The organism is Rhizobium sp. SG741 (genome assembly GCF_012275435.1).
Classification (GTDB): domain Bacteria; phylum Pseudomonadota; class Alphaproteobacteria; order Rhizobiales; family Rhizobiaceae; genus Rhizobium; species Rhizobium lusitanum.
The window spans coordinates 41,348-66,117 of sequence record NZ_JAAZQP010000014.1 but is presented as its reverse complement, the minus strand read 5'-3'; the positions used below and the strand labels follow the sequence as shown (position 1 = coordinate 66,117).

Below are 24,770 nucleotides of genomic sequence, written 5' to 3'. Positions count from 1 at the left end.
CGGATAATACTCGAATAAATTACAGCTCACATTGGAATGTCAAATTTTGACGAACCGGTCTGCCGCGCCCGGGATACCCAGGCGCGGCGTCCTCGATCATTTAACCTGAGTGACGACGAGCTTGCCGTTCACGCGCTCGGCAACGAACTCGATGGCTGCACCTTCCTTGAGCTTTTGCAGCAGCGCGGGGTCTTCAACGCGGAAGACCATCGTCATTGCCGGCATATCGAGGTTCTTCAGATCCTCATGCTTGATGGTAACCTTCTTCGCCTTGGCATCGACCTTGTTGACCACGCCCTTGGTGAATTCCTGAGCAAATGTCCCAAAGGCTGTGCTCAGCAAGAGCAAGGTGGCAATAGCGGTCGTGATTGCGATTCTCATATCTTCGTTCCTCCGTTCAATTGTTATTTCGCCGCGACCATGACATCGCCATGCATGCCGGCCTCGTAGTGACCCGGCACGAGGCAAGCGAACTTGAACTGGCCATCCGTCGTAAACTTCCAGATGATGTCACCGGATTGACCGGGAGAGAGCCGGATCGAATTGGCGTCAGCGTGTTCCATTTCCGGGAATTTCTCCATCTGCACCTTGTGCTCGAGAATCTTGTCCTGCTGATCAAGCACGAACTCGTGGTCGACGGTTCCGGCATTCTTGAGCGAGATTCTGACGGTCTGATCCTTGCGCACCTTGATGACATCAGGGGTGAAGATCATTCTGCCGTCTTCCGTCTCTTTCATGGTGACGCGGATGGTCTGTGTCGCCTTGGCCTTATCGCCGGCCTCGCCGACGGCCATCTTTTCGTCATGGCCGCCGGCGTGACTGCCAGAGGCGACCGCAGGGCCGGCCAGGGCGGCGAACACGAGCGCGAATGCATATTTCTTCATGGTAGATCCTTATGTGTGTGATGGGAGATAGCAGCGCTCAGCCCTTTGTGGGCTTGGGCGTGATCTGCGTTTTGGCGTCTTTGATCTTGGTCGCGTCCGGCACTTCGCCGGTCCATTCCCAAGCCTGCGTTCCGGGTGGGTTTTCGTACCAGCCCGGATCGGAGTAATCGTCCGCGGAGACGCCCTCGCGGACCTTAACGACGGAGAACATTCCGCCCATCTCGATGGGGCCGTGCGGACCCCAGCCAGTCATCATGGGGATGGTGTTCTCGGGGATGGGCATTTCCATCGCGCCCATGTCGGCCATGCCCTTGGTGCCCATGGGCATATATTCGGGCTGGAGCTTGCGGATCTTCTCCGCCACTCCCCTTTTGTCGACGCCGATGAAGGTCGGGATGTCGTGGCCCATCGCATTCATCGTGTGATGCGATTTATGGCAATGGATCGCCCAGTCGCCGAGATATTTGGCGTCGAATTCGTAGGCCCGCATCGCACCGACGGGGATGTCGATGCTGACCTCCGGCCAGCGTGCCTCGGGCCTGACCCAACCGCCATCCGTGCAGGTGACCTCGAAATCGTAGCCGTGCATGTGGATCGGATGATTGGTCATCGTCAGATTGCCGACGCGGACGCGAACACGGTCGTTTTTGGAAACCACCAGCGGGCTGATGCCGGGAAAGACCCGGCTATTCCAGCACCACATGTTGAAATCGGTCATTTCCATGACCCGAGGTACATAGGAACCCGGATCGATGTCGTAGGCATTGAGCAGGAACACGAAGTCGCGGTCGACCGGCATGAACTTCGGGTCCTTGGGGTGGATGACGAAGAAACCCATCATGCCCATGGCCATCTGAACCATCTCATCCGAATGCGGGTGATACATGAACGTCCCCGATTTCACGAGATCGAACTCGTAGACGAATGTCTTGCCGACGGGGATGTGGGGCTGCGTGAGGCCGCCGACGCCATCCATTCCGGACGGCAGGATCATGCCGTGCCAGTGGACGGTCGTGTGTTCCGGCAGCTTGTTGGTGACGAAGATGCGAACCCGGTCACCTTCGACCGCCTCGATCGTCGGTCCTGGCGATTGACCGTTGTAGCCCCAGAGATAGGCCGTCATGCCGTCCGCCATCTCGCGTTCCACCGGCTCGGCAACCAGATGGAATTCCTTGACGCCATTGTTCATGCGGTAAGGAAGCGTCCAGCCGTTCAAGGTGACCACCGGCTGATAATCCGGGCCTGAGTTGGGATGAATTGGCGGCTGCATCTCGGCCGACCCCATTGTCGGGGCATCCGGCAGGCCCATTGCCGATGTTTTCGTCCATGCTGCGGTTGAAAGCAGGGCGGCACCTGCTCCGATGATCTGTCTTCTGTTGAACATGTTCGGGATCCCTAGTGTCCTGCGCTGCCGGCATTCGGTGTCGACGCGGTTTCGCCCGGCCCGGCCGCCTCGCCGGAGCCGCCGCCATAAATCGCCGGCATGAGATTGGCGTCCGCCAGCCAGAAGTCGCGCTTGGCGTTGACGGAGAGCAGGATGGAGTTGATCTTGTCGCGCGTGTCGGTCAGCAGCTCGAAAGTGTTCGAGATCATCCCGTTGTAGGTCAGGAGCGATTCTTCCTCGATCTTCGTTCTGAGCGGTACGACGTTGTTGCGATAGTGCTTGGCAATCTCGTAGTTCGATCGATAGGCCTCATAGGCTGACCGAGCTACCGAGCGAACGTTGACGGCCTTTTCCGCAAGCTGGTTTGCGGCGCGCATGTAGGCCAGCTCGGCTTTTCGCGAGCGGGCCTTGCCGGTATCGAAGATCGGTATCGCGAATCCCAGCTCGACCTGGCCGGACGTCTCAACCTTCTTCTTGCCGTCCTCGATTGTCCGTTCCGTCTCGAAGCCGGTCAGGATTTCTAGGTCCGTCACATATCGGGTGGCCTCCGTCAGGCCGTAGGATTTGGCGGTGGCATCGAGCTCCCATTTTGCCATCTGAAGGTCGACGCGTTTTTGAAGCGCTTCGGCTTCGATAGTGTCTCGTTTAATCAGCGTCGTCGGAAGAGCAGGAAGCCTGTTGGGTATCTGATAGTCGGTCGAAGGGCCCCATAGCCCCATCAGCCGCGTCAGCTCTTCCTTGCTCAGCCTGGCCGCCAGTCGAGCCTGAGCCGTCTGCCCCGCAAGTTCCGCTGCGAACACATGCTCGCGGGCTTGCGAGCCCTTGGTCATCGCGCCGGTTTCGCCAAGCTTGGATGCCAGCTCGGAGGACGCATCCGCGGCAAGCTGAGCACGCTGGAGCTGCCCCACATTCTCTGCCGCGGCGACGGCGTTGATCCAAGCGCGGCGGGTATCCGCAGCCAGTTTTAAGGTCGCGACTGCAGCTCCCAGCCTCGCCTGCCGGAACCGAGTGCCGGCAATCTCGACATTCTTCTTATGGGTAGCCAAAGCCAGAATGTTCGTGGCGATCATGCCTTCAATGGTCTTGAAGGCCTCCAGTTCCGGGGCTCCCAAACCACTGGTTGCAATCGAGACCTTGGGATTGATCAGCATGGTCGATTGCCAGGCGTCGGCGGCGCTGTCGCCGAGATCCGCATAGGCTGCCTGCAGCCCCTTGTTGTTAAGCAGGGCGATCTGAACGGCGGTCTCGGCATCCAGAGGCCGCTTGCCGATCAAGCCCTTTACCTCGTCGGAAACGGCCTGCGCCTGAAGCTTGTTCTGTATCCACACGGCATGCTTGGCAGTCGCGGCGCCTGCGGTATTGGCGACCGTCTCGAAACCCGCTTCCCGTTTTGCATATTCGGTGGATATGCATCCGCCGAGAATAATCGGGAGCATGAGGAGGGCCGCGTTCTTGAGGCTGAACGTCATGATGCATCTCCTTTTGAAGGAGACTGCAACTCGTTTTGCCTTTTCCACTGTTTCGGATCGGCGGGTTGGCGTGCGACATATCCGGTGAGCGGAGTGCGATATTGGATCGACCGTGCCGTCGAGAGAAGGTCTTCGTCCGGCGTGGGAACGTCAGTGGGAGGCATGGATGAGCAGCCGCCGACGATCAACGGCAGTGCCACCACCAGAATGGTAGGTCTCATGTTCTTTTCCGAATAGGAGTGTGTGTCCGGAAGGTCGTCGGCTCAACGAAGCCGATAACGATCCGATGCAGTGCCCAAGACAGGCAGTCTCGCTATTCAGATAGTCGGGGGGCGGTGAAGCGTCGGCAGTTCGCCAAACGAGCGCTGGTCGTTCATGAACTCGCGGATGAAGGAAACGACAAGGCCGCCGAGCCTGGGCTCGTCGCACATGATCGCGAAGCCGCCGCAGAAGTCCTTGCAGCATTCCTTCTTGACGAGTTTCACAGCGCCCTCATCATCCGAGGAGGCAGAACCATGACGATGGTCGTCAGCGGATGCATGCTCCATATGATGGCCGTTGCTCGACGGTGTCACATCGGACATGGTCTTCTGGATTTCAGGAAAAGCCGAACCGTGCATTGCAGCGTTGGCGCTGGACATGGTGTATCCCGCCAGCGATACGATGATCGCCAGCCGCACAAAAACCAGTATTGCGCTCTGTGCAATTCTGTAGGTTCTGTCCATGCCGCGACGATTACTATTAAAGCCCCCCAATTACAAGAACAGCGACGGCGATGTCACATTGTTTTAATGACCGAAGATGGCATCGGTTCGTAAAGCCAGGCGGGCACAGCACCTAGGACAAGACTGCTACCTCATCCTTCACCTTGGGAGAATTCCAGCTTTCAGCCTTTACAATCGGCTTTGTCGGCTTTTGGGGCGATAGGGAGACAATTGCTATCGCCGCGCAAGCCTACGCGTCCTTCCATCTGGAAAACGTCGCTGCCTGTCCGCACCTGATCCCATCACGATCGACGAGCTGCCAGACAATACCGTCCTCGATCCAGAAACGCCGCCCGGATTTCGCAATCCTCAGCCCACGATAGTCGGAAATAAAGCCATTGCGCGTCACCGCATCCAACAACCGCTGGCGTTCCGCGCGATTGGGAAGCTCCGCCGAAAGACGTGAAGGCAGGGTCACAAACTCGTCCCATGGATATTCAAAGCAATTTTGCCCGGCTTTGTTGGCATAGATGAAGCGCGGATCGGCGTCCGTATTGTGGGCCACGACCACGAAAGGAGCCTCGTGGTAGAGCCAATCCGGTCCGAACTCCTCGTTGACCAGAGAAACCCCAACGATGCGGTGAAAGCTCTCCGTCAACAGTTTGAAGAATGCGTGATCAATCGATAAATTCACGCCATTCACTTTGGGCTCGCTAACCATTCATTCCCTTCCTGTCATCATGGGCATCGCTGGTGAATACACCCCTCTCCTGCCCTATCGGCAAGCAGGATTGCAGCCGGCGGCAGAAGGCCGCACCGCTCAGGCCATCCATTTGCGGTGCTCGGCAAAGCGTTCCACGAGGAGGTCGATGAATAGCCGCACCTTGGTCGGCAGATGGCTTCGGTTGGGGTAGATGGCATTGATGGTGAACTCCACGGGGCGGTAGTCCGGCAACATGCGAACGAGCCGGCCTGCTGCGATCTCCTCGAAGACGATGAAACTCGGGGCAAGGAAGATCCCCTGGCCGTTCGCCAGCAGATAGCGCAGCATCTCGGGGCTGTTGGAGACGACATTGCCGGAAACTTTGACGCTTTGCTGCCTGCCGTCGGCGTCCTCAAAATGCCATTCGTCTCCATAGGGATAATAGGCGTATTGCAAGCAGTTGTGTTCGGCGATCTCGGCCGGTGTCTTCGGCATGGGATGTGCATCGCGATAGGCCGGCGAGCAGACGAGCATATGACGCCAGGGCGTGAGCTTGCGCACGACCAGCGTGGAATCCGGCGGCGACACCGCGCGGATTGCAAGATCGTAACCCTCCTCGATCATGTCGACCATACGCTCGCTAACACTGAAATCGAGCGAGATCAGCGGGTAGAGCGCCATGAATTCGCTGACGACAGGTAAGAGGAAGCGGACAACCGCCGTGCTGGAATGGATCTTCAACGTACCGCGCGGCGTGGTGGCGAGCGCGCCGGCCGCCTGGTCGGCCTCCTCGAGATCGGCGAGAATCTGCGAGGAGCGCTCGTAATAATATTTGCCGGTTTCCGTCAGGCTGACCTTGCGCGTGGTGCGGTTCAAAAGCCGCACGCCGAGGCGATCCTCCAGCGATTGCACATGGTTGCCCACCATGGTGACGGACATGTTGAGCCGGCGGGCGGCGGCGGAAAAGCCGCCGCATTCCACCACCCGGCCAAAGACTGCGAGGCTGGTCAGCCGATCCATATTGCCCTCGGATTATCCGCTGAGAGTTGATGATCCTTCCAGATTTAAGGAGATTATCAGAAGGACCGTTCGGACGCATCTTCATCGCATCAAACAGGACCCCATGCAAATGGGGCCGCGATATCGAAGGAGAAGGACAATGGTCGAACTACCCCGCAACGAGGCGTTCAGAAACGCAAGCCAGGCCGAGGCCGCTCCGGCTGGCGAAGTGGGAAAGTCTCCCGTCGCCGAGGCTCCGCATGCACCGGTTGCCGAGGCGCCCGCCTCTGCCGCTGCTACGGCCCCCAAGGCCGGCCGCAAGCTCATCAAGCGCGGCGTGCTTGCCGCCGCACTGCTGGCCGGCGTCGCCTTCGGTGCCGACTTCGGCTACCACTACTGGACGGTCGGCCGCTTCATCGAATCCACCGACGATGCCTATGTGAAGGCCGATTACACCACGATCGCCCCGAAGATCGCCGGCTACATCAAGGAGGTGCTCGTCAACGACAATGACACCGTCAAGGCCGGCCAGGTGCTTGCCCGCATCGACGACCGTGACTTCCAGGCCGCTCTTTCCCAGGCAAAGGCCGATCTCAAGGCCGCCGAGGCCGCGATCGCCAACATCGATGCGCAGATATCGCTGCAGCAATCGCTGATCAACCAGGCGAAGGCGACGGTTGACGCTTCGCAGGCCTCGCTCGATTTCGCGCAATCGGATGCCGCCCGCTCGGCCCGGCTGATCAGCAATGGCGCCGGCACGCAATCGCGCGTCGAACAGACGCAATCGACCCGCGACCAGGCTACCGCCGCCGTCGAGCGTGATCAGGCCGCCCTGGTTGCGGCTCAGAACAAGGTGCCGGTGCTGCAGACCCAGCGCGACCAGGCCGCCGCCCAGCGCGACCGCGCCGCCGCGGCGGTCCAGCAGGCGGAGCTCAACCTTTCCTATACGGACATTGTCGCCGCCGTCGACGGCACGGTCGGCGCCCGCTCGATTCGTCTGGGACAGTACGTCACGTCAGGCACGCAACTGATGGCGGTCGTCCCGCTGCATTCGGTCTATGTCATCGCCAATTTCAAGGAGACGCAGTTGACCTATGTGCGTCCCGGCCAGTCGGTAGAGATCAAGGTCGACAGCTTCCCCGACGTCGCCATCAAGGGCCACGTCGACAGTCTCTCGCCGGCGAGCGGGCTGGAATTCTCGCTGCTGCCGCCGGACAATGCCACCGGCAACTTCACCAAGATCGTCCAGCGCATCCCGGTGAAGATCGTCATCGACGACGAACACCCGGCAGGGCTGCTGCGTTCCGGCATGTCGGTCGAGCCGGAAATCGATACCAAGGCCGCGCAAACCGCGCCTGCCAACGCCGAAGGATTATCCAGTCACGCTGGATGATCCTTCCCATTCTTCGCCGATTATCATCTCAACATCGTCATGAGATTATTTCCGCATCAGTCGGAAGGAGAAGCATCATGGCCACTCTTCAGATCGCCGCAAACAACAATTCCGCCGCGGCAGCCGCCCCGGTCGCCCGACCCGCCATGAGCCCGCTGCGCATGTGGACCGCTGTGATCGGCTCCACGCTCGGCGCCTTCATGGCCGTCTTGAACATCCAGATCGTCAATGCCTCGCTTGCCGACATCCAGGGCGCTATCGGCGCTGGGACGGATGATGGCGGCTGGATCTCGACATCCTATCTGATTGCCGAGATCGTCGTCATTCCGCTCAGTGCCTGGCTCGCCCGCGTCTTTTCGGTCCGCATCTATCTGCTGACCAATGCCATCCTCTTCCTCCTCTTCTCGGTCGCCTGCGCCTTTGCGGCAAACCTGCAGCAGATGATTGTCCTGCGTGCCATACAAGGCTTCTCCGGCGGCGTCCTGATCCCGATGGCGTTCACCATCATCATTACGATGCTGCCGAAACCCAAACAGCCGATAGGCCTTGCCCTTTTCGCCCTTTCCGCGACCTTCGCGCCGGCCATCGGCCCGACTATCGGGGGTTACCTCACCGAAAACTGGGGCTGGGAATATATCTTCTACGTCAATCTGGTGCCCGGCGTTCTGATGGTCGGCATGCTCTGGGCGTCGCTCGACCGTGCGCCGATGAACCTTTCCCTGCTCGCCAAGGGCGATTGGCCGGGTATCATCACCATGGCGATCGGCCTTGCCGCGCTGCAGACCGTGCTTGAGGAAGGCAACAAGGATGACTGGTTTGGCTCGCCGTTCATCGTGCGCCTGTCCGTCATCGCCGCGATCTCGCTGACACTCTTTCTCATCATCGAGCTCCGGGCCGCCCATCCGCTGCTCAATCTGCGCCTGCTGGTACGTCGCAATTTCGGCTTCGGCATCGTCGCCAATTTCCTGCTCGGCATCGCGCTCTATGGTTCGGTCTTCATCCTGCCGATCTACCTCACACGCATCCAGGGCTACAATTCCGAGCAGATCGGCATGGTGCTTGCCTGGACCGGCATTCCGCAGCTGATCCTGATCCCGCTGGTGCCGCGGCTGATGAAGCGCTTCGATGCCCGCCTGTTGATCCTCGTCGGCTTCGCGCTCTTTGCCGCTTCGAACTTCATGAATGTCTACATGACCGGCGACTATGCCAGCGATCAGCTCTTCTGGCCGAACATCGTGCGCGCAGTCGGCCAGGCGCTGGCCTTCACCCCGCTCACCGCGATCGCCACCGCCGGCATCGAACAAGAGAATGCCGGCTCGGCCTCGGCGCTCTTCAACATGATGCGCAATCTCGGCGGCGCAGTCGGCATCGCGGCGCTGCAGACCTTTCTGACCAAACGCGAGCAGTTCCACTCGAATATCCTGACGAATTCGGTCTCGGTTTTCGAAGACGCCACCCGCGACCGCGTCGCCAGGCTCACCGGCTATTTCATGAACCATGGCGTCAGCGACCAGGCGCTTGCCACCCACAAGACAGTCGTCGCTATCGCTTCCAGCCTGCGCAAACAGGCCAACATCATGGCCTTCAGCGACACTTTCTTCCTGCTCGGCGTAGCACTCGGTGTCGCCCTGCTTGCCAGCCTGTTCCTCAAGAAACCCGGTCACCTCTCCGGTGCCGGCGCGCACTGAGCGCCGCACCTGAAACAGGAGGAGATAGTCATGACCATGCTGCTAGACATGCCCGAAACCGCAATTCTAAATTCCAAGGTCACACGCGCCGGCGCCAATACCGCAGCGACGCTGAGCCTCATCGAGTGGCTGACCGGCGACGAGTGCCACGCTCTCGATGAGCCCGATCTCGTCTCCGGGCTGGGACGCCGTTTGCAGGCGCTCGGCGTTCCTGTCGATCGACTGACACTGCACCTGATGACGCTGCACCCTGAATTCATCGGCCGCACCATCGCCTGGGCACCGGGCGAGCCGATCGAGATCCACGACCGCGAACACGGGATGCGCCTGGCGCTTGCCAATACACCGCTCCAGAAAGCGCTGGAGACCCGCGAACCACTGATTGTCGGTCCAGGCGAGAGCCCGCATGGCCACTGGCAGCACATTGACATCTTCTCCGGCCGCGGGCTGGTACAATTGATGATAGCGCCGCTGTGCAACGCCGATGGGCCGATCAGCTGCGCGGCGTTCGGCACGAAGCGGCCCGGCGGCTTTACATCTGCCGAACAGCAGGTGATCGAGCGCATCCTGCCGGCACTGCGCAACACCAGCGAACTGCGCGTCCTGCGACAGTGCGAACTTAGCCTGCTCGACACCTATATCGGCCCCATGACGGCAAGCCGGATCCTTGCCGGACACATCCGCCGCGGCGAGATCGAATCCATGGAAGCAGCGCTTCTGCTCTGCGACCTTCGCGGCTTCACGGAATTGTCCAATCAACTCCCTGGCAGCACCGTCCTCGGACTGCTGAACGCTTATTTTGACAAGGTCGTGCCCGCGATCACCCGGGAAGGCGGCGAGGTGCTGAAGTTCATGGGCGATGCCGTTCTCGCCTTCTTTCCGGGCATCGATCCGCCCGGAGCATGCCAAGCCGCATTGGCGGCCGCAAAAGCCATCCTCGATGAAGTGGACGACTTCCAATATGACGGTATCCGCGTCAAGGTCGGCATCGCGCTGCACTACGGCGAAGTCAGCTACGGCAATGTCGGCTCCGGCAACCGGCTGGATTTCACGCTGATCGGCCCCGACGTCAATGTCGTCAGCCGCATCCAAAGCATCTGCAGCGAAAGGGGCGACGCGCTCTTGATGTCTCTCTCCTTCCGCGAAAAAGCGCGCATTGGAGACTCGGTCCCGATCGGGCCGCAGCGGCTGAAAGGGTTCGCCGATGCAATGGAGCTGTTTACGATTGCGCATTAAGGAAGCGTGTCAGAGGAACGCTATATATCCGACCGATCTCCTTGGTTCATACCATGGACCGTCGCATCCCGCAGTTTATGGCATTCTTCCAAGACGGATCAAACCTCTGCGAAACTTTGACTCTCCCCGGTATTTTCTACCGGGGACTCAAGGCGGCAACGCGATCGAGGGCTGCCGAGAACCCATGTAGCGACACCTGAAAGCTCAGCGGCTTGTCCGCATCGGCGGTAACCTTGAGGTTTAGGCGCGAGCCCGTCCGCAATTTTGTAAGTGTCGCGGAATCGATCGCCAACAAGGCAATGCATCCTGTCGGCAAACAGGTGCGGAAACGCATCGGCTTTAAAGGCGGCTGATCATCGACATTCGGCGTTACGCCGGAGTCGAGGACGATGCCGAACGGAAGGAGAAACGTTGCGATCGCACTGCCATCGGGGCGCATCTGCATCTCGACGGCAAGCAGCCTCTGACCGTTCTGCTGGGTCTGATCCTGCGAAATCACGCATGCCGGCGCCTTGTCGCGCAGGTTGCATGCAACACGCCAGTCCTGGTAGGTCTCCTGCACGGTCGATGCGCCGTTTGGCATAGCTGACTGGGCAAAGGCTGCCGGAGCAAACATGAATATGAGGCTCGAACAAAGAAGGGCAAACCCCGAACGAGACATGCTATCGATCGTCCTGTGGGGTCGGGTAGATGTCGCGATGAGCAAGGGAGCACGTCTTTCTGTTACAAGGAGGACACCGTCCTCGATTGGGTCTATAGGGCGGTGAAGGACGAAGGGCTGAGGTCCGCGCGACCGCTCGAAGCACGGCCTCCGTGGCTTCCATCCCGGTGGCCGCACCTGGTCACGATCGGGTCATGTACACACCCACTCGCGAACCTTGCATTGCGACCCTGAGCGCCCGCATGCTTTGAGAGCAAGGTCCTCGGCTTCTTGGCGCGTCGGTGCCGAATTTGCGCTCCACGGCGTGATGCGATTGTTTTCCTGCTTGCCGATGGCGAGCACGCCGCAGTGATAATACGGAAATCCAGTGTTGTCGTCGTCATCCCAATGCCGGTGATTGCGGAACACGCTGACCACGACACACTTGCTGCCGCCGTCCCGCTCGCAATGCTTGAGGGCGATATCCATGGCTTCCTGTCGCTTGTCGGCACCCCAGAAGAAACCGTGCTTTTCGTCTGGCGTGGAGTAGGCGATTGCGGCCCATATGCCGCGCTCGGGCGGCGGAACGGGAACCTCCGCCTCCGTGGAGAGGTCAGCCGCGCTCGGGTGCCCTGTGGAGGCGAGCAGCATGCCGATCGCCGCAATGCTGGACCTGAATCTCATTTGGCACCTCCTTGCTTCCCTGCGGCCGACGCCACGGAGATAACGATGCAGCCGTTTCCGGCCGGCAGGAGCATCGCGTCGCCTCCGCTATTGCCAAGTTCGTAGACGCCGACCTGTCCAAGAGTGTTGATGAGCTTGCTGCCGTTGGAAAACTTTGCCGAAATATCCGCGCAGGAGGCCGTGAACGGCGCCACGCGGACCATTGAGCCTTCGCAACCGGATGCAACCGGCGCGGCGAAGACGATGCCCGCGGCCGGGCCGCTATAGCCCTGCGTGGCATAGTTCATGCCCACGAGGGCCTGCACCGCATGCTTGTCGGCGGCCCCGTTATTCCAGACCGACTGGACATTGTATTGGGTGCCGTTTGTCAACAATTCGCCGAGCGCGGGAAAGACGGTGGAGCAGGATTGCAAGCCCGCCTGTTTGGCGTGCTGCAGGAACGGCGTGTCGGCCAGGGCTTGATTGACTTCGTTGGTCGCCGCAACAGCCGGCTGCGATATGAAGTTCTCGACCGCATCATAGTGCATGACGATGGCGGCGGCGGCACCGACAACGGCAATTCCGAGCAGCGAGAAAATGACTGCTTTCCGCCAGTTGCGCCTCGGCTTCCCTTGGTCGCTGACCGTGCTTTGGCTCTCAGTGCCGTTCTGGTTTCGGGACATTATTCGATCATGGATTGATTGCTGATTCATTGAATATGGATCCGTCAATTTATCGCCTTAACGGCTGTGGAAAGGCCCTTGAGGGTGGCGGTCACGCTGATCGTCGTCCCATCCGTCGTCAAATAGGAGATCATTGGCGCCGCGTTTTTCGAAATCTGTTCACGCAGTACAGGCCCCACCGGCAGCATGCCGACGCAAACCGCTTTGTTGCATCCTTCGAGTTGGACTTGTATCGGTTCCTTGCGTCCCTCGAACCTCAGCGAGACAAGGCCGTTGCTCGCGGCAACCGGGGCGGTGCGCAAGATCATGTAAGGATTGCCTGTCTTGTTGGCCGCAAGCGACCAGCTGAACGCAACCTGTCCTGCCTGGTTCTCGATGATCTGGGTAACGTTGCAAACCCGTTGGCGGATCTTCAGGTTTTCGTCGCAAATCAGTGTCCAGTTTTCGAACGGACGAATGGTCCTCTGATAGTCACCAAGCTTCAGCTCCGGAGGCACGACGACTTCGGAAGGCTTTATTCGATAGTCGGAAGAGGCCGCCTCCTGTCCGGCCGCGGGCGGACCGAACAGGAGCACACAGGCGATGAAAGCCACAACGCCGGAAAGCGTTCCCTTGACCATATCGGACTCAATTCAAAGTGACGCTGAGACCGGCGCCGATACCGACTTGCCCGCCGGCTGCCGTACCAGACAAATTCCCTCGAACTCGACCGTTTTCACTGGTGTAGCCTGCGCCGAAGGCCAGGGCACCTTCTCCCCGCCACAGGCCGCCGCCGACCGCCACGCTTACCTTGCCCGGACGATCGTCATAACGAAGCGATGCCGCGGCAAGCCCTATCGCGGCCGCCTGCCTTGCCTCCGAGCGTACGTCGCCAAGCTCCTGGTTCAGCCGACCGAATTTCTGGTCCGTATAGTTGTTGGCCGCAGTCAACGTGTTGGCGGCAGCGGTGTCCGCATACGATTTGACCTGAGTGACGCTATCGCCCAATTGGGCAACATTCACGGCATCCGTGGGGGCGACGCCCTTGCCGACGTTGGAGATGACCACCGGCGCATTCACGTCACCACCCTGCAGCGTGATGCTGTTCTTCTTGCTGCCGTCGGGATTGAGGTCATATGTGACGGCATTTTTGGTGATAGTTCCAACACCGGTCTGCAGACTTTCAACCGCCGAATTGGTGGCATAAAGCTGCGATCCGTTTATGGCGTCCGTGCTGTCAGCCGAAATGCGGCCTGCCGCGACATTGGTTATGGTCCGCTCCGCGCCTTGAGCACCAACGCTGACGGTACCGACAGGCGTGGTCCCGGCAAAATCGTAATGCTGTCCTTGAATGGTCGTTCCGGACGTGCCGACAGCCGCTTGTGTTACGGAACCGGAGCCCAACGCCACATCACTGGCATTGTTGGCCTGCGCGCCCTGGCCGAGGGCAACAGCCCCCTGTCCCACGGCGGTGGCTCCATGTCCGGCCGCCAGGCTGTTCGTTCCGCTGGCGACGCTTTCCGGGCCGATCGAGACGCTATCAGTGCCGGAGGCCTGAGAGTCCGCCAGCGTCGAATTGGCATGGAAATACTTGATCCCGCCGCCATTGGTGATGTTGGTCAGCGTGCTGTCGACCGCGCCGAAGGCGTCATAGACGGTCGAATAGCTGTTGCCCTGGACGTTGTAAGTCGGACCGGTGATCGAGCCATCGGGATTGACCACTGTGGTGCCACCGAAGAGATTGGCGACATTCTGCGAGACGCCTCGCAACTGCGAGACGTTGACCGCATCCGTATTTGCCGAACCGGCGGCAAGATTCGTCAACTTGCGCTCCGCTCCCGCCGAGCCGATCGATACCTCGCCGACCGAGGTCTGCGGGCTCGCAAGAGCGTAAGCCGTGTAGTTCGTCTCGGCGCCGACGGTGGTTATCGATTGCGCGCCGAGCGCAACGCTGTTGATGTTGTTGCTTTGCGCACCAGCGCCGAGCGCGACCGATTGAATGCCCGCTGCGGTCGAATTCGTGCCGAGAGCCACGCCGTCAGCCAGCATGACGTGGGCGTTCTGGCCGATTGCCGTTCCGCCGGGTGCCACCTGATCAACGATGGCACCGTTGCCGATACCGATGCCGTTGTCCCCATTGACCACCGTGGTCGGGCCTACCGCCACCGACTCGGCGCCGACGGCGAGGGAATCGCCGGCGGCCGAGTTCGCATGGAAGTATTTGCTCGGCGTCGTTGCGACCGAAGCGATGGCGCCTTGGAGCTGTCGAACCGTGACGGCATCCTGAGCGTTGGTGCCGTCAGCGACGTTGATGATTTGCCTGTAGGACGTGCTCGAGCCGACCGATACTGCGCCCAAAAGTGTTTTATCGGTCGTATTGTATTGAATGAAGTTCGTGGGACCGGCCGCGATCTGGCCAGTGGTCGGCGCCAGGGTGCGATCGGAAATCGATCCGGAGCCGAGGGCGACCCCACCGTCGATGGTCGCCTGGCTGGCCCGTCCAAGCGCGAGCGAACTGTCGGCTGCAGCGGTAGCGTTATATCCGACCGCGGTGGAGCCGACGCCCTGAGCGGAGGAATCGCTGACGGCAAGCGTGCTGTCATTGGTGCGCACATATCGGATGCCCTTACCATTCGCATCCGTATAGGTCGTCGATGTGTCACCGGCGATATTGTTGATCGTATTGCCGAGATTGGTCAGATTGCCGTTGATGGTCGTAATGTCGGTTGTGTTCTGCGTCACCTGCTGGTTGGTGGCAAAGAGCTGCGAACCGTTGATCGCATCTGTCGAACCATTGTTGAGGCGGCCCGCCGCAACATTGGTGATGGTGCGCTCAGCGCCCACCGCCCCGATACTCACTGTCGAGGAGGGTGTCGTACCGGCGAAATTATAGGTAGTGGTGCCGATCACGGTGCTGGCCGTGCCGACCGCTACGGCGGTCACCGAGCCGGAACCCAGCGCGACATCGCCGGCGTTGCCGGCGGTCGCGGCGGTGCCGAGAGCAATCGAATCACGACCGGATGCCTTCGGACCGCCGCCAAAGGCGTTGCCGATCGCGATGGCACCATCATTCGTGGCCTGCCCCGCACCAATGGCAACCGCCCCGGTCTGCGGCGAATTGCTGAGCGACGCGGCAAGCGCGCCCGAACCGAGCGCCGTGTCGGATGACGCCCGTGCCGCGGCACCGGTGCCGACCGCAACACCGTTCGCGCCGGCGGCACTCGCACTGACGCCAGCAGCAAGCGCGTTGGCGCCGGTGGCCCCGGCGTTGTTGTAGTTGGTGTCGGTTCCCGGCGCCGTGCTGTTGACGCTATAGTCGTGAGTCGCACTCGCGGTGATCTGGCCCGAGAGCGTATTGGCAACGCTGTAGAGCTGCGAGCCGTTGATCGCATCGGTCGAGCTGTTGTTGATCCGCCCGGCCGCGACGTTGGTGATGGTCCGTTCCGCCCCGACCGCGCCGACGCTGATCGTCGAGCCCGGCGTGGTACCTGCGAAGCCCGAATAGGTGACGCCATTGATCACTGCATTGGGCGTGCCGACCGCGACGGCGGTCACCGAGCCCGAGCCGAGCGCCACGTCGCCGGAGCTCGCGGCCGCCGTCGCGCCATTGCCCAATGCGATGTTGCCGACGAAACCGGATGCGCCTGCGGTGGAGCCATTGCCCAGCGCCACGGAGCCTTGCCCGATCGCCTTGTTGTTGTTGCCGATCGCGACCGCGCCGGCAGCCTGGTTGGCGGCGGTGGCGGTCGCCGTGCCGTCGCTGTTGGCGATGTTGTTGGCGCCACCGGTGAAGGCGCCGGTGCCGCTCGCATAGCTCGGATCGCCGATGGCGACCGCGCCGTCGCCGTAAGCGGTATTGCCGTAGCCGATGGCGACGGCCTGACCGCCATCGGCGATCGCGCCCGTGCCGATAGCGACGGAATCGTCGGTGAGCGAGCCGGCGGCGGTGCCGATAGCGATCCCGTTCACGCCTTGGGCCACCGCGCCCGAACCGAGTGCGGTCGAGGCTGCTGCTGTCGCGACGGCCGATGTGCCAATGGCGGTCGAGTCATCCCCTCCGGCATTGGCGATACGGCCAGCGGCGAACGCACGGTTACCAGCGGCCTTGGCTTCAGAACCAATCGCGGACGAGTGCGCTCCCGTTGCGCTGGCCTGGAAGCCTACGGCTGCCGAGTTGTCGCCGCCAGCTACGGTGCCGATACCGAGTGCGGTACTGGCGATTCCGCCGGCGTTGGCGCTGACGCCGGCAGCGAGAGAATTGTTGCCCGTCGCCTTCGTTCCAGAACCGTATGCGGAGGCGTTCGTGCCACTGGCGAGAGCAGTAGGTCCTGTGGCAGTCGAATTATCTCCGCTCGCGCTGGCACCAGCGCCCGCGGCAACCGATGAAACGCCTGCGGCATTTGCATTGTTGCCGAGCGCGACGCTCGAGGTTCCGGTGGCGGCAACGATTGCGCCCGAACCTATTGCGACAGCCCCACCGGCAGCGAGCGCCTGCGACTGGTTACCCAAGGCAACCCCGAAGGCTCCCGACGCAACGGTGGTCGGGCCGATGGCGAGTGAGTTGGTTCCCGATGCGGCCGCTGTCTTGCCGAGGGCAATGGCGCTCGTGCCCGTAGCCTGGCTTTGGCGGCCGATCGCGGTGGCGTCGACTTGAGAGGCCAATACATCCGTGCCGATGGCGATGGAGCTCTCTTGAAGAGCGCCCATTCCCGCAACAGTTCGGTTACCAAGGTTGACGGCATTGATCGCAGTCGCGGTCGCTCCGAAGCCAATGGCTATGGAGTTCTGGTTGCTTGCGGTAGCGCTATTACCTTGGGCAATCGAATCCAGTCCGGACGCGGTTGCCCCGAACCCGAGCGCAGTAGCGCGCAGCCCGGTTGCCCGGGTAACATAGCCGATTGCCGTCGAGTTCGTGCCGTCGGCACGCGCGTTCAGGCCAAAGGCGGCCGCGCCAGCGGCTGCGACCGAGTTGACGCCAATGGAGCTTGCTCCGTCCGCAGTAGCTTTGGCGTTCCCGCCTATGGCGAGCGCGTTGACGCCGGTCGCGCCCGCGAAGACGCCTATGCCTATGGAATTGAGGCCATTGACACTCATCGAATAGCCGATGGCGATCGAAGCATCGCCCGTTGCGCTATTAGAGGTGCCCAACGCCACGCTGTTCGCACCATTCGCTTGGGTACTGTTACCGATGGCGACGGAGTTGCCGCCTGTCGCGGTTCCACCGCCGGCGGCATACTGCGCCAGAGCCGGTGTGGCAATGCCCCCGAATGCGATCGCACCCAGTGCCACCGCTCCACCAATACCCAGCATCCCGTGCCCCAGACGGCTCCGCTTGAAGCCGAGCACGCGAGATGCCATCCGCAGCACCGCCATCAGTCGGCGGCGACCCATGCGATTGCCATCACCGCCCGAAATCCAGCTTCGTGCAAATCCGTTACGCGATTTGGTCTGCAGATGTTCCCCAACGCACTTGCTCATGCTGCTTTCTCCTCGCTGCTATCTGGACGACCAAGCACGCGTGAACCCGCATCGGCGGCTGCATCGTCGTTGAAATTATGCGCTTGCAGAAGCGCGCGACCCATTTTGGCGGCCTGACTTTCGAGCTGTTCACGGACAGTATCGGCCCATGGCTGCGTCAGCTCCGGAACGGAATACAAGGCAGCCTCGGCCCGATCGGGCGGAAGCTTCATCGTCACCAGGGCGCGGCAGACATCGAAATGGAATAGCGGCTCCCCTTCCCCATAGGCCGGAGAGGTCAAACCGAAGACGAGGCAGGCAAATAGATAATCGATCTCCGCGCCGGTCAGGCGGCTGGCATATCGATCTTGCAAGGCAGTCCAGGCTACCTCGATCTTCGGAGCAAAGATTTCAAATTCAGGGAATTGAATGTCCATAAACCCACCGAATTAATACCATAGCGAGTTTGGCCATATTTGCGGTGGTGGTATTTTAGAAAACTACGGACTGTTTATAAGAAATTCCGGTCTTTACTCGGCGAACAGTAAGTGTGTCCGCTTTGCCACACTCAATTCGGCCTGCTCCGCTTTTCATTGGACCATAGCGCACCGGTGTCGAGCGTCGGCCGACGAACCACAAGCACGCCACCAGATGAATGATTTTTCAGTGTAGACGCGGGCGGAACGAATGGCGTCGCGCCCATATAGCCATGAGCGGACCTGCTCAAAATAGCGAATTCCACCAGAGCCAGGACCGATTACCTTGAAAATCGTAGCTCGGTCGGCGTTCTTCCCCTGTACTTCTTCATGGTGGCGGCCAAATGGCTTTGATCCGAAAATCCGGCCATGTAGGCGACTTCGGTAATCGCGAACTCACTATCGACAAGCAGTTTTTCCGCAAAATCCAAGCGCAGGTTAATCAGGTAGCGATGCGGCGGCACTCCAAACGTCTTGGCGAACCTCACTATGAAGTGATTCGGTGAAATGCCCGCAACCGACGCGAGCTCGGCGATATGTACCTTTTGCGTAAGATGTTCCATGAGGTATTCTTGAACACGTCGAGCGCTATGGGCGGAGAGCCCGCCCTTGGGTGACGCGGACTGCTTCTTGCGGCGTGTATAAGTGCGAAGCAGATGAATACCGAACAGCGTCACCAACGAGTCCAGATAGAGCTCATTCGGACGTGCTTTCTCAGTCAGCTCGCCGGAGACCCTCTGGGCTATATTGAGCGCCCAGAGATCGACCGTACCGAAAGCAGGCGGCTCAAGCTCTACATCGGCGAGATCGAACTCATGAAGAGCTAACTCGGACAGCACTTCGGGAGGTATAGCTACGACGAGATTTTTTCTGGTCGCCAACCAGGAGAGGCTACTATCGACGCCCGCAGGATTAATGGCGATACAGCCGACCGGCGCATCGTACTCCGTAATTTTGTCGCTACCGAGCGAGGCTCTCAACTTGCGCGCGGGCGCCAGCACAATTCCAACAGAATGCTCCTTGGCCAGGAACTTCTGCGATCCGGGGCTGCGAATGGAGTGTATCACGCTCCCTCGCATGGTGGCCTTTCTCGGACCTGCGCTTTCGGGAATTATATCGAAGACATATCGTTCCGCCAGCCCACGATCAACATCACCGTAAGCGCCTCGCTCCCGAGGCTCTTGCGTATCTCTCATTCTGTATCGCCCCGCCCGAACGAAATCATCTATGCACGAACCAGCAGGCAGGACTCCAAGCGTTGCTTGACGTCCCTTCTTTTCCCAACCCCACTTGCCGCACAGCGCCGCCAAAAATCAGCTGAACGCGCGCAGTTTAGATAGGACAGAACAGTTAATTGTGAAGGCGGAAATGTGTGTGAAGCAAAAGAAAGAACCGGTTGCTTGCACCTTTCGTCGATCAGTGCCTAGACGTGGTGCCAGCCGGCCGATCGCTCTCCAGATTGAGATCGAGCTTCCTATCTTACCGCAAGAGCCTCTGGTTACAGATCACCACGACGGTCCTCATAGAGATCCCATGCCAGGTCCGCCAAGGCCAAAAGAACATCTTTCTGATTCCACCCGGCCGCAACCGCTGCTTGGATAATTTCATCGACGAGAGGCCGCAATTGGCGCTGGCACTCGGTCGAGATGTCGGCAGCGGCTTCATCCGCCGGAGGTTCACCGAAGTTGAACTTCACCATCAATGCTCCCACGCAATCAATATGTCGGTTACCATATTCACTACACAAGATAAATAAAGCAAGAAACGTAGAATCCTTGAAGGGTGGCTCCAGATCACGGCAGTTCTATGCTTCACCGCAGCAACGTGGGTCAGGGCCGCCTTAAAGTATGACTTAACGCTTCATGGGGTGGCTTGTTTTAAGTACTGTTATGATAGCATTTTTGCTGAACGTTCTACGAATCAACAAAGCGGCCTTGATCCCGATGACATCACACTTGTCTAGGTTGTTTTCGGCGCGCCTGCGCTGAACGCACGCGAAAGCGACCGGCATGAACGACGAGCAGGCGCGACCAAGAGCCTGCGGCTTCCTTTCCTGACGGATCTTTACGATTGTTACGACCTATGAGGGCCGCCTTGGGAGAGCCTGACGCGTCCAAGGGGCCTTAATACTGCGCCAATCCACATTGCTGCAAAGAGGCTGTCGCTGCGGCTCTGTCCCGAAAGTCCGATACCACGGTTGCGCCCGCGCTTGCGAGGATTTCCGCCTTTGAGCCTGTTCCTACGCCGAGGAAGTGCAACCCCAGGGCCGCGGCAGTCTTCAGGTCCCAAATTCCGTCACCGATCGAGACAACCCGGCCTGGGGTGAAGGCGTAATGTATTCGAGCTGCTTCGATCGCCTGCACGACCAGTTCTTCCCGTGTCACATATTCGGAAGCGGTCACGAGCAAATCATCCGCAAACTTGACACCGATCGCGGTCAGTTTTCTTCGTGACATTTTGCGCAGCCCACCTGTCGCGAAAGCAACAGCCCAACCCGCATTTCTCAGATGTTCGACAAAGGCGGCCGCACCAGCAATTTCGGCAATGATCCGCCCCTGGGCGCGATCACCGTTTGGCCAGCCTTGTCGCCTTCGGGCTCGACGGCATCCGTTACGACAGATGGCTGAACAGGCTGTTATCACGCAACACCCGGATTGTCCGCAGCGGCTGCCCGCCTGGAAATGCTGTTCGAGATTCGCACCGTCGTCCCGTCCTGGCTCACCACCAGCTCGGAAATTCGCGACCGACCGACGAATTCGATCAGCGTTTTGATCTTTTGCAGATCCATGATCTCTCTCCACCATACACGGCGTTCGAACTGCCTCCTCGCGCCAGGCTGGAAGCGAGCGCAAGGCACGGCCGGCCAGTCGAAGCGATCAGGATAGTTACACAACGCCCCGCATGATGGGGCAAACAAAGTTTCAATGGAGCGTCATCTCCGGCTAAGGACCGGCGGTACAGCCGGCAGCCGGCAATGCGAAGTTTTCGGCAATGCAGCCAACCCGCTGAACAAACAAAAACCCGCGCCAGAAGGGCGCGGGGTGCTGAAGATAGCATCGAGCCTAACGGCGCGAACCGAAGGGGCGGAGCGTCATGTGGCGGTTGACGTCCTTGTAGAGCAGGTAGCGGAACGGGCCGGGGCCTCCGGCATAGCAAGCCTGTGGGCAGAAGGCGCGCAGCCACATGAAGTCGCCGGCTTCCACTTCCACCCAGTCCTGGTTCAGGCGGTAGACGGCCTTGCCTTCCAGCACGTAGAGGCCGTGCTCCATGACATGGGTTTCCGCGAAGGGAATGACGGCACCGGGCTGGAGGGTGACGATCGTTACATGCATATCGTGGCGGAGATCGGAAGGATCTACGAAACGGGTCGTCGCCCAGCGCCCTTCCGTGCCGGGCATGGTGGACGGCGTGATGTCCTTCTCGTTGAGGATAAGCGGTTCGGGATGATCCAGCCCTTCGACGGCCTCATAGGCCTTGCGGATCCAGTGGAAGCGGGCATGGGCGGTGCTGCGGTTGTGCAGCGACCACGTCAGGCCCGGCGGCAGGAAGGCATAACCGCCCGGCTGGAGAATGTGCTTGCCGGCCGGCAGCGTCAGTTCAACCTCGCCATCGACGACGAAGAGCACGCCTTCGGCTTCAGGATCCTGCTCCGGGCGGTCGCTACCGCCGCCCGGCGCCACTTCCATGACATATTGGGAAAAGGTTTCGGCGAAGCCGGAGAGCGGGCGGGCAATCACCCAACAGCGCGTGTCGTTCCAGAAGGGCAGGAAGCTGGTGACGATGTCCTGCATCACTCCCTTGGGGATGACCGCATAGGCCTCCGTGAATACAGCTCTTCCTGTCAGGAGATCACTTTGCGGCGGATGGCCGCCAAGGGAAGAGTAGTAGTTTCTTTGCATCGTCTGGGCCCTTCGTTCTCAGAGTTCCGGGAGGCTGCGGCATTCGCCTCCACCTCCATATTAGATGGTGTTAAAGCCTTAACAAGGATATCCGGGGACACCTGCAAGCTTCCATGCGCAAGACTACTCCGGATGTGGGACAATATCCTCCCGTCGTTCCACCGGATCTTTCGTGCTGCCGCGCTCAATCAGGAACTGAAGGTGGTGAATCGCCGTACTTCGAAGTCGGCGGGAATATTTATCAAGATTCTCACAGGCGTCGAGGTCGGCGAATTCGTTTTCGCCAACCCGCCTTTTCAGAACATCGGATGGAAGGCGTATCGAAGTAGATCGCCCCCTAGGGGTTCGGTACAAAGCAAGCCTCGGGCTCAGCGCCAATTGACGCCGCTGCTCATCGTCGGTGCGGGAGCATCCCCCGCCAGCCGCCCTGCCTCAAATCGCCTCCCTTGGATGCGGTGTATCTTCATAGGCGCCCCAGATCGATTGATCCTGATTGATGGTAGCGCCGGTCATCAGACCGGATTCCCCGGAAGACAGATAGGCGACAGCGCGTGCAACCTCGGCCGGCTCGACAAGCCGGCCGAATGGTTGATTGGCAGCCGCCTTCGCCAACCAGTCGTCGCCAGCGCCATGATACTCCCGTTGGATGCGGTCCTCACCATCGCTTGCCATCCAGCCGATATTGAGCGCATTGACCCTGATCCGGTTTCTCAAAAGGGCGAAGGCAGTGTTGCGGGTCAGCGTGTCGAGCGCCCCCTTGGACGAGCAATAGGCACTGATGAAGGGCTGCCCGGCCATCGACGACATCGAGGAGATGTTGACGATCGTGCCCTCGATGCCATTGGCGATCATGTTCTTGATCGCGTCCTGCATCAAAAAGAACGGCGCACGCACATTGACTGCGAAGATCCGGTCGAACAGCTCCGGATCGGTATCGAGAATCGTGCCCCGGTCGGTGATCGCGGCAACGTTGACCAGGGCGTCGATCCGGCCGAACCGCTCGGCCGCTGTGTCTATGACCTTGCGGCAATCCTCAACCCGGCCGAGATCAGCTGCGACGAAGACGACCGGCGTGCCATATCGGTCACCGATCTCCCGTGCCTTGGCCTCGCCCTTGGCGGTGCTGCGGCCGCAGATCGTAATCCCTGCGGCGCCGCGCTCGGCAAAAAGACGTGCGACTTCCGCACCCAGCCCCTGCGTGCCGCCGGTGACGACGGCAAATTTTCCATCCAGGCGATTCATCGGACCTTCACGCCTCCCTGCGTGTTGCGTGAGCCGCGATCAGCTCCGCAAAGCGCCCAGCATCCACCTTGGCGTCGATCGCCTCGGCCATGATCTGGGCCTGCGTTTTCGGTGCAAGGCCTCCGACCGGCGGATCGCTGTCGAGATTGGTGGGGAAGGCATAGCCTTCGGCCGTCGATGCGATCACATTGGCCGTCTCGGCGCGGTTCATCGCGCCTGCCTCAAGCGCGGCGAGCAACGCAGGATAGACTGTGACCGACATCCGGTTCCGATTGATGCTTTCCATTGCCCGTCCGAATGCCGATGACACCTGCAGGAGATTTGCCATGCGGTAGATGTCCTTTGAGACATTGTTGCCGGCTCCATGCATGACCGCCGGATTGAAGAAGACGGCATCGCCCTTCTGCAGCGGCAGCTGCACATGGTGCTCCGCGAAGTGCGCTTGGAACTCCGGACGGCCGAAGGCGATGTAGCCTTCGAAGAACGTCTGAGAATAGGGTAGAAACAGCGTCGGTCCGCTTTCGAGCGGCATGTCGCAATGCGCGACGGCTCCTTGCAGGGTGAGCAGAGGCGAAACGGCGTGGATATGTCCGGGATAGGCCTGCATCTGCTGGGGCGTCATGAAGCCGAGGTGGTAGTCGCGATGCGGCTTCTGCGCGGTGCCGCCTGGATTGACCCGGTTCATCTGCGCGGTCATCTGGTAGCCGGCGCCCAGCCAGGCTTCCGATACCATGGCGACGACGGTGGAGGCATAGTAGCGGGCGAAATTCTCCGGATCCGCCAGGCAGTGCTTCTCAAGCGAGTTCCAGATGCGGTCATTGGCGCCGGGCTTGGCAAAGTGGTCGCCCGCGCCTTTGCCTTTCTCGCGCTCGTCGCGGACGATTGCATCGAACACGGCAGTGGCACGATCGACAACCGCACCGTCGGGCATGGCATTCTTGATGGCGATGATGCCGGGACCGGAGGTGAATGCTTCGACCCATTCAGCCATCAGCGCGCGGCGATCATGTTCATCTCCTGCGGCGTTCCGGACCTTCTCGCCATCATAGATGAGGATGTTTTTCTCGATTCCGTCGGCAAAGGGCCAGTCTGCCGGGTCAGCAGTCTTTTCGACCAAAGTCCTGAAATGATCGAAGCTGCCGCAATCGGCCGAAAGCCAAATTTTCCGGCTGCGCGGGCTGGCGAGCGTCTGAGTGTCCATGGTGATCTCCTCCCGAAGTGGTGTTGGACTTATGCATTGATCGTAATATCCGCCCGGCCTATGAGAAAGG

General features: G+C 60.3%; 23 protein-coding genes and 1 pseudogene. 3 read left to right on the top strand and 21 right to left on the bottom strand.

Annotation, left to right across the window (positions count from 1 at the left end; translation table 11 throughout):
• Positions 1 to 96: 96 nt before the first annotated feature.
• The 8 genes from FHT29_RS28345 to FHT29_RS28310 form a co-directional block, all read right to left on the bottom strand.
• Positions 97 to 381 (bottom strand): copper-binding protein, encoded by a 285-nt coding sequence (locus FHT29_RS28345; protein WP_047552444.1) that lies wholly within the window; start codon positions 379 to 381, stop codon positions 97 to 99.
• 23 nt (positions 382 to 404) lie between these two features.
• Complete coding sequence (locus tag FHT29_RS28340; RefSeq protein ID WP_168600656.1) at positions 405 to 884, bottom strand: plastocyanin/azurin family copper-binding protein; 480 nt, start codon at positions 882 to 884, stop codon at positions 405 to 407.
• 37 nt (positions 885 to 921) lie between these two features.
• Positions 922 to 2,268 carry a copper oxidase gene (locus FHT29_RS28335; RefSeq protein ID WP_168600655.1) on the bottom strand — a complete coding sequence of 449 codons (1,347 nt, stop codon included), beginning with the start codon at positions 2,266 to 2,268 and terminating at the stop codon, positions 922 to 924.
• Between the two features lie 11 nt (positions 2,269 to 2,279).
• Complete coding sequence (locus tag FHT29_RS28330; RefSeq protein ID WP_168600654.1) at positions 2,280 to 3,737, bottom strand: TolC family protein; 1,458 nt, start codon at positions 3,735 to 3,737, stop codon at positions 2,280 to 2,282.
• Positions 3,734 to 3,958, bottom strand: a complete 225-nt coding sequence (locus tag FHT29_RS28325; protein WP_080760433.1) for a hypothetical protein — start codon at positions 3,956 to 3,958, stop codon at positions 3,734 to 3,736. Before FHT29_RS28325 ends, FHT29_RS28330 begins: the two co-directional genes overlap by 4 nt.
• Before the next feature lie 96 nt (positions 3,959 to 4,054).
• Positions 4,055 to 4,462 (bottom strand): hypothetical protein, encoded by a 408-nt coding sequence (locus FHT29_RS28320; protein ID WP_168600653.1) that lies wholly within the window; start codon positions 4,460 to 4,462, stop codon positions 4,055 to 4,057.
• 229 nt (positions 4,463 to 4,691) lie between these two features.
• Complete coding sequence (locus FHT29_RS28315) at positions 4,692 to 5,162, bottom strand: MEKHLA domain-containing protein (protein ID WP_168600652.1); 471 nt, start codon at positions 5,160 to 5,162, stop codon at positions 4,692 to 4,694.
• Between the two features lie 99 nt (positions 5,163 to 5,261).
• Positions 5,262 to 6,164, bottom strand: a complete 903-nt coding sequence (locus tag FHT29_RS28310) for a LysR family transcriptional regulator (protein ID WP_168600651.1) — start codon at positions 6,162 to 6,164, stop codon at positions 5,262 to 5,264.
• Between the two features lie 139 nt (positions 6,165 to 6,303).
• Here FHT29_RS28310 and FHT29_RS28305 point away from each other — a divergent pair, with 139 nt between their 5' ends.
• From FHT29_RS28305 to FHT29_RS28295, 3 genes are all read left to right on the top strand, one after another.
• Positions 6,304 to 7,536, top strand: a complete 1,233-nt coding sequence (locus FHT29_RS28305; protein WP_168600650.1) for an HlyD family secretion protein — start codon at positions 6,304 to 6,306, stop codon at positions 7,534 to 7,536.
• Positions 7,537 to 7,613: 77 nt separating this feature from the next.
• Positions 7,614 to 9,224, top strand: coding sequence for an MDR family MFS transporter (locus tag FHT29_RS28300; RefSeq protein WP_168600649.1), 1,611 nt, complete (start codon positions 7,614 to 7,616; stop codon positions 9,222 to 9,224).
• 30 nt (positions 9,225 to 9,254) lie between these two features.
• A complete protein-coding gene (locus tag FHT29_RS28295; protein ID WP_168600648.1) occupies positions 9,255 to 10,460 on the top strand; it encodes an adenylate/guanylate cyclase domain-containing protein in 1,206 nt (401 codons plus the stop codon).
• Positions 10,461 to 10,596: 136 nt separating this feature from the next.
• Here FHT29_RS28295 and FHT29_RS28290 read toward each other — a convergent pair whose 3' ends face one another.
• The 13 genes and pseudogenes from FHT29_RS28290 to FHT29_RS28230 all read right to left on the bottom strand — a co-directional run bounded on the left by FHT29_RS28290 (position 10,597) and on the right by FHT29_RS28230 (position 24,700).
• On the bottom strand, positions 10,597 to 11,076 hold the full coding sequence (locus tag FHT29_RS28290; protein WP_246703160.1) for an invasion associated locus B family protein: 480 nt from the start codon (positions 11,074 to 11,076) through the stop codon (positions 10,597 to 10,599).
• A gap of 237 nt (positions 11,077 to 11,313) precedes the next feature.
• Complete coding sequence (locus FHT29_RS28285) at positions 11,314 to 11,784, bottom strand: DUF4189 domain-containing protein (RefSeq protein WP_047552477.1); 471 nt, start codon at positions 11,782 to 11,784, stop codon at positions 11,314 to 11,316.
• On the bottom strand, positions 11,781 to 12,476 hold the full coding sequence (locus FHT29_RS28280; RefSeq protein WP_168598026.1) for a hypothetical protein: 696 nt from the start codon (positions 12,474 to 12,476) through the stop codon (positions 11,781 to 11,783). Before FHT29_RS28280 ends, FHT29_RS28285 begins: the two co-directional genes overlap by 4 nt.
• Before the next feature lie 14 nt (positions 12,477 to 12,490).
• Positions 12,491 to 13,066 carry an invasion associated locus B family protein gene (locus tag FHT29_RS28275; RefSeq protein ID WP_047552483.1) on the bottom strand — a complete coding sequence of 192 codons (576 nt, stop codon included), beginning with the start codon at positions 13,064 to 13,066 and terminating at the stop codon, positions 12,491 to 12,493.
• A 7-nt stretch (positions 13,067 to 13,073) separates the two neighbouring features.
• Positions 13,074 to 17,903 carry a YadA-like family protein gene (locus FHT29_RS28270; protein WP_168600647.1) on the bottom strand — a complete coding sequence of 1,610 codons (4,830 nt, stop codon included), beginning with the start codon at positions 17,901 to 17,903 and terminating at the stop codon, positions 13,074 to 13,076.
• Positions 17,900 to 18,319, bottom strand: a complete 420-nt coding sequence (locus FHT29_RS28265) for a hypothetical protein (RefSeq protein ID WP_168600646.1) — start codon at positions 18,317 to 18,319, stop codon at positions 17,900 to 17,902. Before FHT29_RS28265 ends, FHT29_RS28270 begins: the two co-directional genes overlap by 4 nt.
• 320 nt (positions 18,320 to 18,639) lie before the next feature.
• Positions 18,640 to 19,554, bottom strand: coding sequence for an AraC family transcriptional regulator (locus tag FHT29_RS28260; protein ID WP_168600645.1), 915 nt, complete (start codon positions 19,552 to 19,554; stop codon positions 18,640 to 18,642).
• Between the two features lie 302 nt (positions 19,555 to 19,856).
• Positions 19,857 to 20,057: a hypothetical protein gene (locus FHT29_RS28255; RefSeq protein WP_047552495.1), complete on the bottom strand. Its 201-nt coding sequence runs from the start codon at positions 20,055 to 20,057 to the stop codon at positions 19,857 to 19,859.
• A gap of 424 nt (positions 20,058 to 20,481) precedes the next feature.
• Entirely contained in the window at positions 20,482 to 21,000 is a 519-nt protein-coding gene (locus tag FHT29_RS28250; protein ID WP_348644902.1) for an HAD family hydrolase, read from the bottom strand.
• Between the two features lie 20 nt (positions 21,001 to 21,020).
• Positions 21,021 to 21,146, bottom strand: a pseudogene (locus tag FHT29_RS34745) (acetyl-CoA carboxylase biotin carboxyl carrier protein subunit); the annotation flags it as partial.
• Between the two features lie 274 nt (positions 21,147 to 21,420).
• Positions 21,421 to 22,257, bottom strand: a complete 837-nt coding sequence (locus FHT29_RS28240) for a bifunctional allantoicase/(S)-ureidoglycine aminohydrolase (protein WP_047552498.1) — start codon at positions 22,255 to 22,257, stop codon at positions 21,421 to 21,423.
• A gap of 432 nt (positions 22,258 to 22,689) precedes the next feature.
• Positions 22,690 to 23,499: an SDR family oxidoreductase gene (locus FHT29_RS28235; protein WP_168600644.1), complete on the bottom strand. Its 810-nt coding sequence runs from the start codon at positions 23,497 to 23,499 to the stop codon at positions 22,690 to 22,692.
• A gap of 7 nt (positions 23,500 to 23,506) precedes the next feature.
• Positions 23,507 to 24,700 (bottom strand): phytanoyl-CoA dioxygenase family protein, encoded by a 1,194-nt coding sequence (locus tag FHT29_RS28230; protein ID WP_168600643.1) that lies wholly within the window; start codon positions 24,698 to 24,700, stop codon positions 23,507 to 23,509.
• Positions 24,701 to 24,770 lie beyond the last annotated feature (70 nt).

Bases quoted from the DNA above. Each gene is read 5' to 3' on its own strand.
- FHT29_RS28295 (WP_168600648.1), top strand. From the start codon at position 9,255: ATGACCATGCTGCTAGACATGCCCGAAACCGCAATTCTAAATTCCAAG.
- FHT29_RS28240 (WP_047552498.1), bottom strand. From the start codon at position 22,257: ATGCAAAGAAACTACTACTCTTCCCTTGGCGGCCATCCGCCGCAAAGT.
- FHT29_RS28305 (WP_168600650.1), top strand. From the start codon at position 6,304: ATGGTCGAACTACCCCGCAACGAGGCGTTCAGAAACGCAAGCCAGGCC.
- FHT29_RS28235 (WP_168600644.1), bottom strand. From the start codon at position 23,499: ATGAATCGCCTGGATGGAAAATTTGCCGTCGTCACCGGCGGCACGCAG.
- FHT29_RS28335 (WP_168600655.1), bottom strand. From the start codon at position 2,268: ATGTTCAACAGAAGACAGATCATCGGAGCAGGTGCCGCCCTGCTTTCA.
- FHT29_RS28310 (WP_168600651.1), bottom strand. From the start codon at position 6,164: ATGGATCGGCTGACCAGCCTCGCAGTCTTTGGCCGGGTGGTGGAATGC.
- FHT29_RS28330 (WP_168600654.1), bottom strand. From the start codon at position 3,737: ATGACGTTCAGCCTCAAGAACGCGGCCCTCCTCATGCTCCCGATTATT.
- FHT29_RS28260 (WP_168600645.1), bottom strand. From the start codon at position 19,554: ATGAGAGATACGCAAGAGCCTCGGGAGCGAGGCGCTTACGGTGATGTT.
- FHT29_RS28230 (WP_168600643.1), bottom strand. From the start codon at position 24,700: ATGGACACTCAGACGCTCGCCAGCCCGCGCAGCCGGAAAATTTGGCTT.
- FHT29_RS28285 (WP_047552477.1), bottom strand. From the start codon at position 11,784: ATGAGATTCAGGTCCAGCATTGCGGCGATCGGCATGCTGCTCGCCTCC.
- FHT29_RS28320 (WP_168600653.1), bottom strand. From the start codon at position 4,462: ATGGACAGAACCTACAGAATTGCACAGAGCGCAATACTGGTTTTTGTG.
- FHT29_RS28325 (WP_080760433.1), bottom strand. From the start codon at position 3,958: ATGAGACCTACCATTCTGGTGGTGGCACTGCCGTTGATCGTCGGCGGC.
- FHT29_RS28265 (WP_168600646.1), bottom strand. From the start codon at position 18,319: ATGGACATTCAATTCCCTGAATTTGAAATCTTTGCTCCGAAGATCGAG.
- FHT29_RS28300 (WP_168600649.1), top strand. From the start codon at position 7,614: ATGGCCACTCTTCAGATCGCCGCAAACAACAATTCCGCCGCGGCAGCC.
- FHT29_RS28290 (WP_246703160.1), bottom strand. From the start codon at position 11,076: ATGTTTGCTCCGGCAGCCTTTGCCCAGTCAGCTATGCCAAACGGCGCA.
- FHT29_RS28270 (WP_168600647.1), bottom strand. From the start codon at position 17,903: ATGAGCAAGTGCGTTGGGGAACATCTGCAGACCAAATCGCGTAACGGA.
- FHT29_RS28255 (WP_047552495.1), bottom strand. From the start codon at position 20,057: ATGGTGAAGTTCAACTTCGGTGAACCTCCGGCGGATGAAGCCGCTGCC.
- FHT29_RS28340 (WP_168600656.1), bottom strand. From the start codon at position 884: ATGAAGAAATATGCATTCGCGCTCGTGTTCGCCGCCCTGGCCGGCCCT.
- FHT29_RS28345 (WP_047552444.1), bottom strand. From the start codon at position 381: ATGAGAATCGCAATCACGACCGCTATTGCCACCTTGCTCTTGCTGAGC.
- FHT29_RS28315 (WP_168600652.1), bottom strand. From the start codon at position 5,162: ATGGTTAGCGAGCCCAAAGTGAATGGCGTGAATTTATCGATTGATCAC.
- FHT29_RS28275 (WP_047552483.1), bottom strand. From the start codon at position 13,066: ATGGTCAAGGGAACGCTTTCCGGCGTTGTGGCTTTCATCGCCTGTGTG.
- FHT29_RS28280 (WP_168598026.1), bottom strand. From the start codon at position 12,476: ATGAATCAGCAATCAATCCATGATCGAATAATGTCCCGAAACCAGAAC.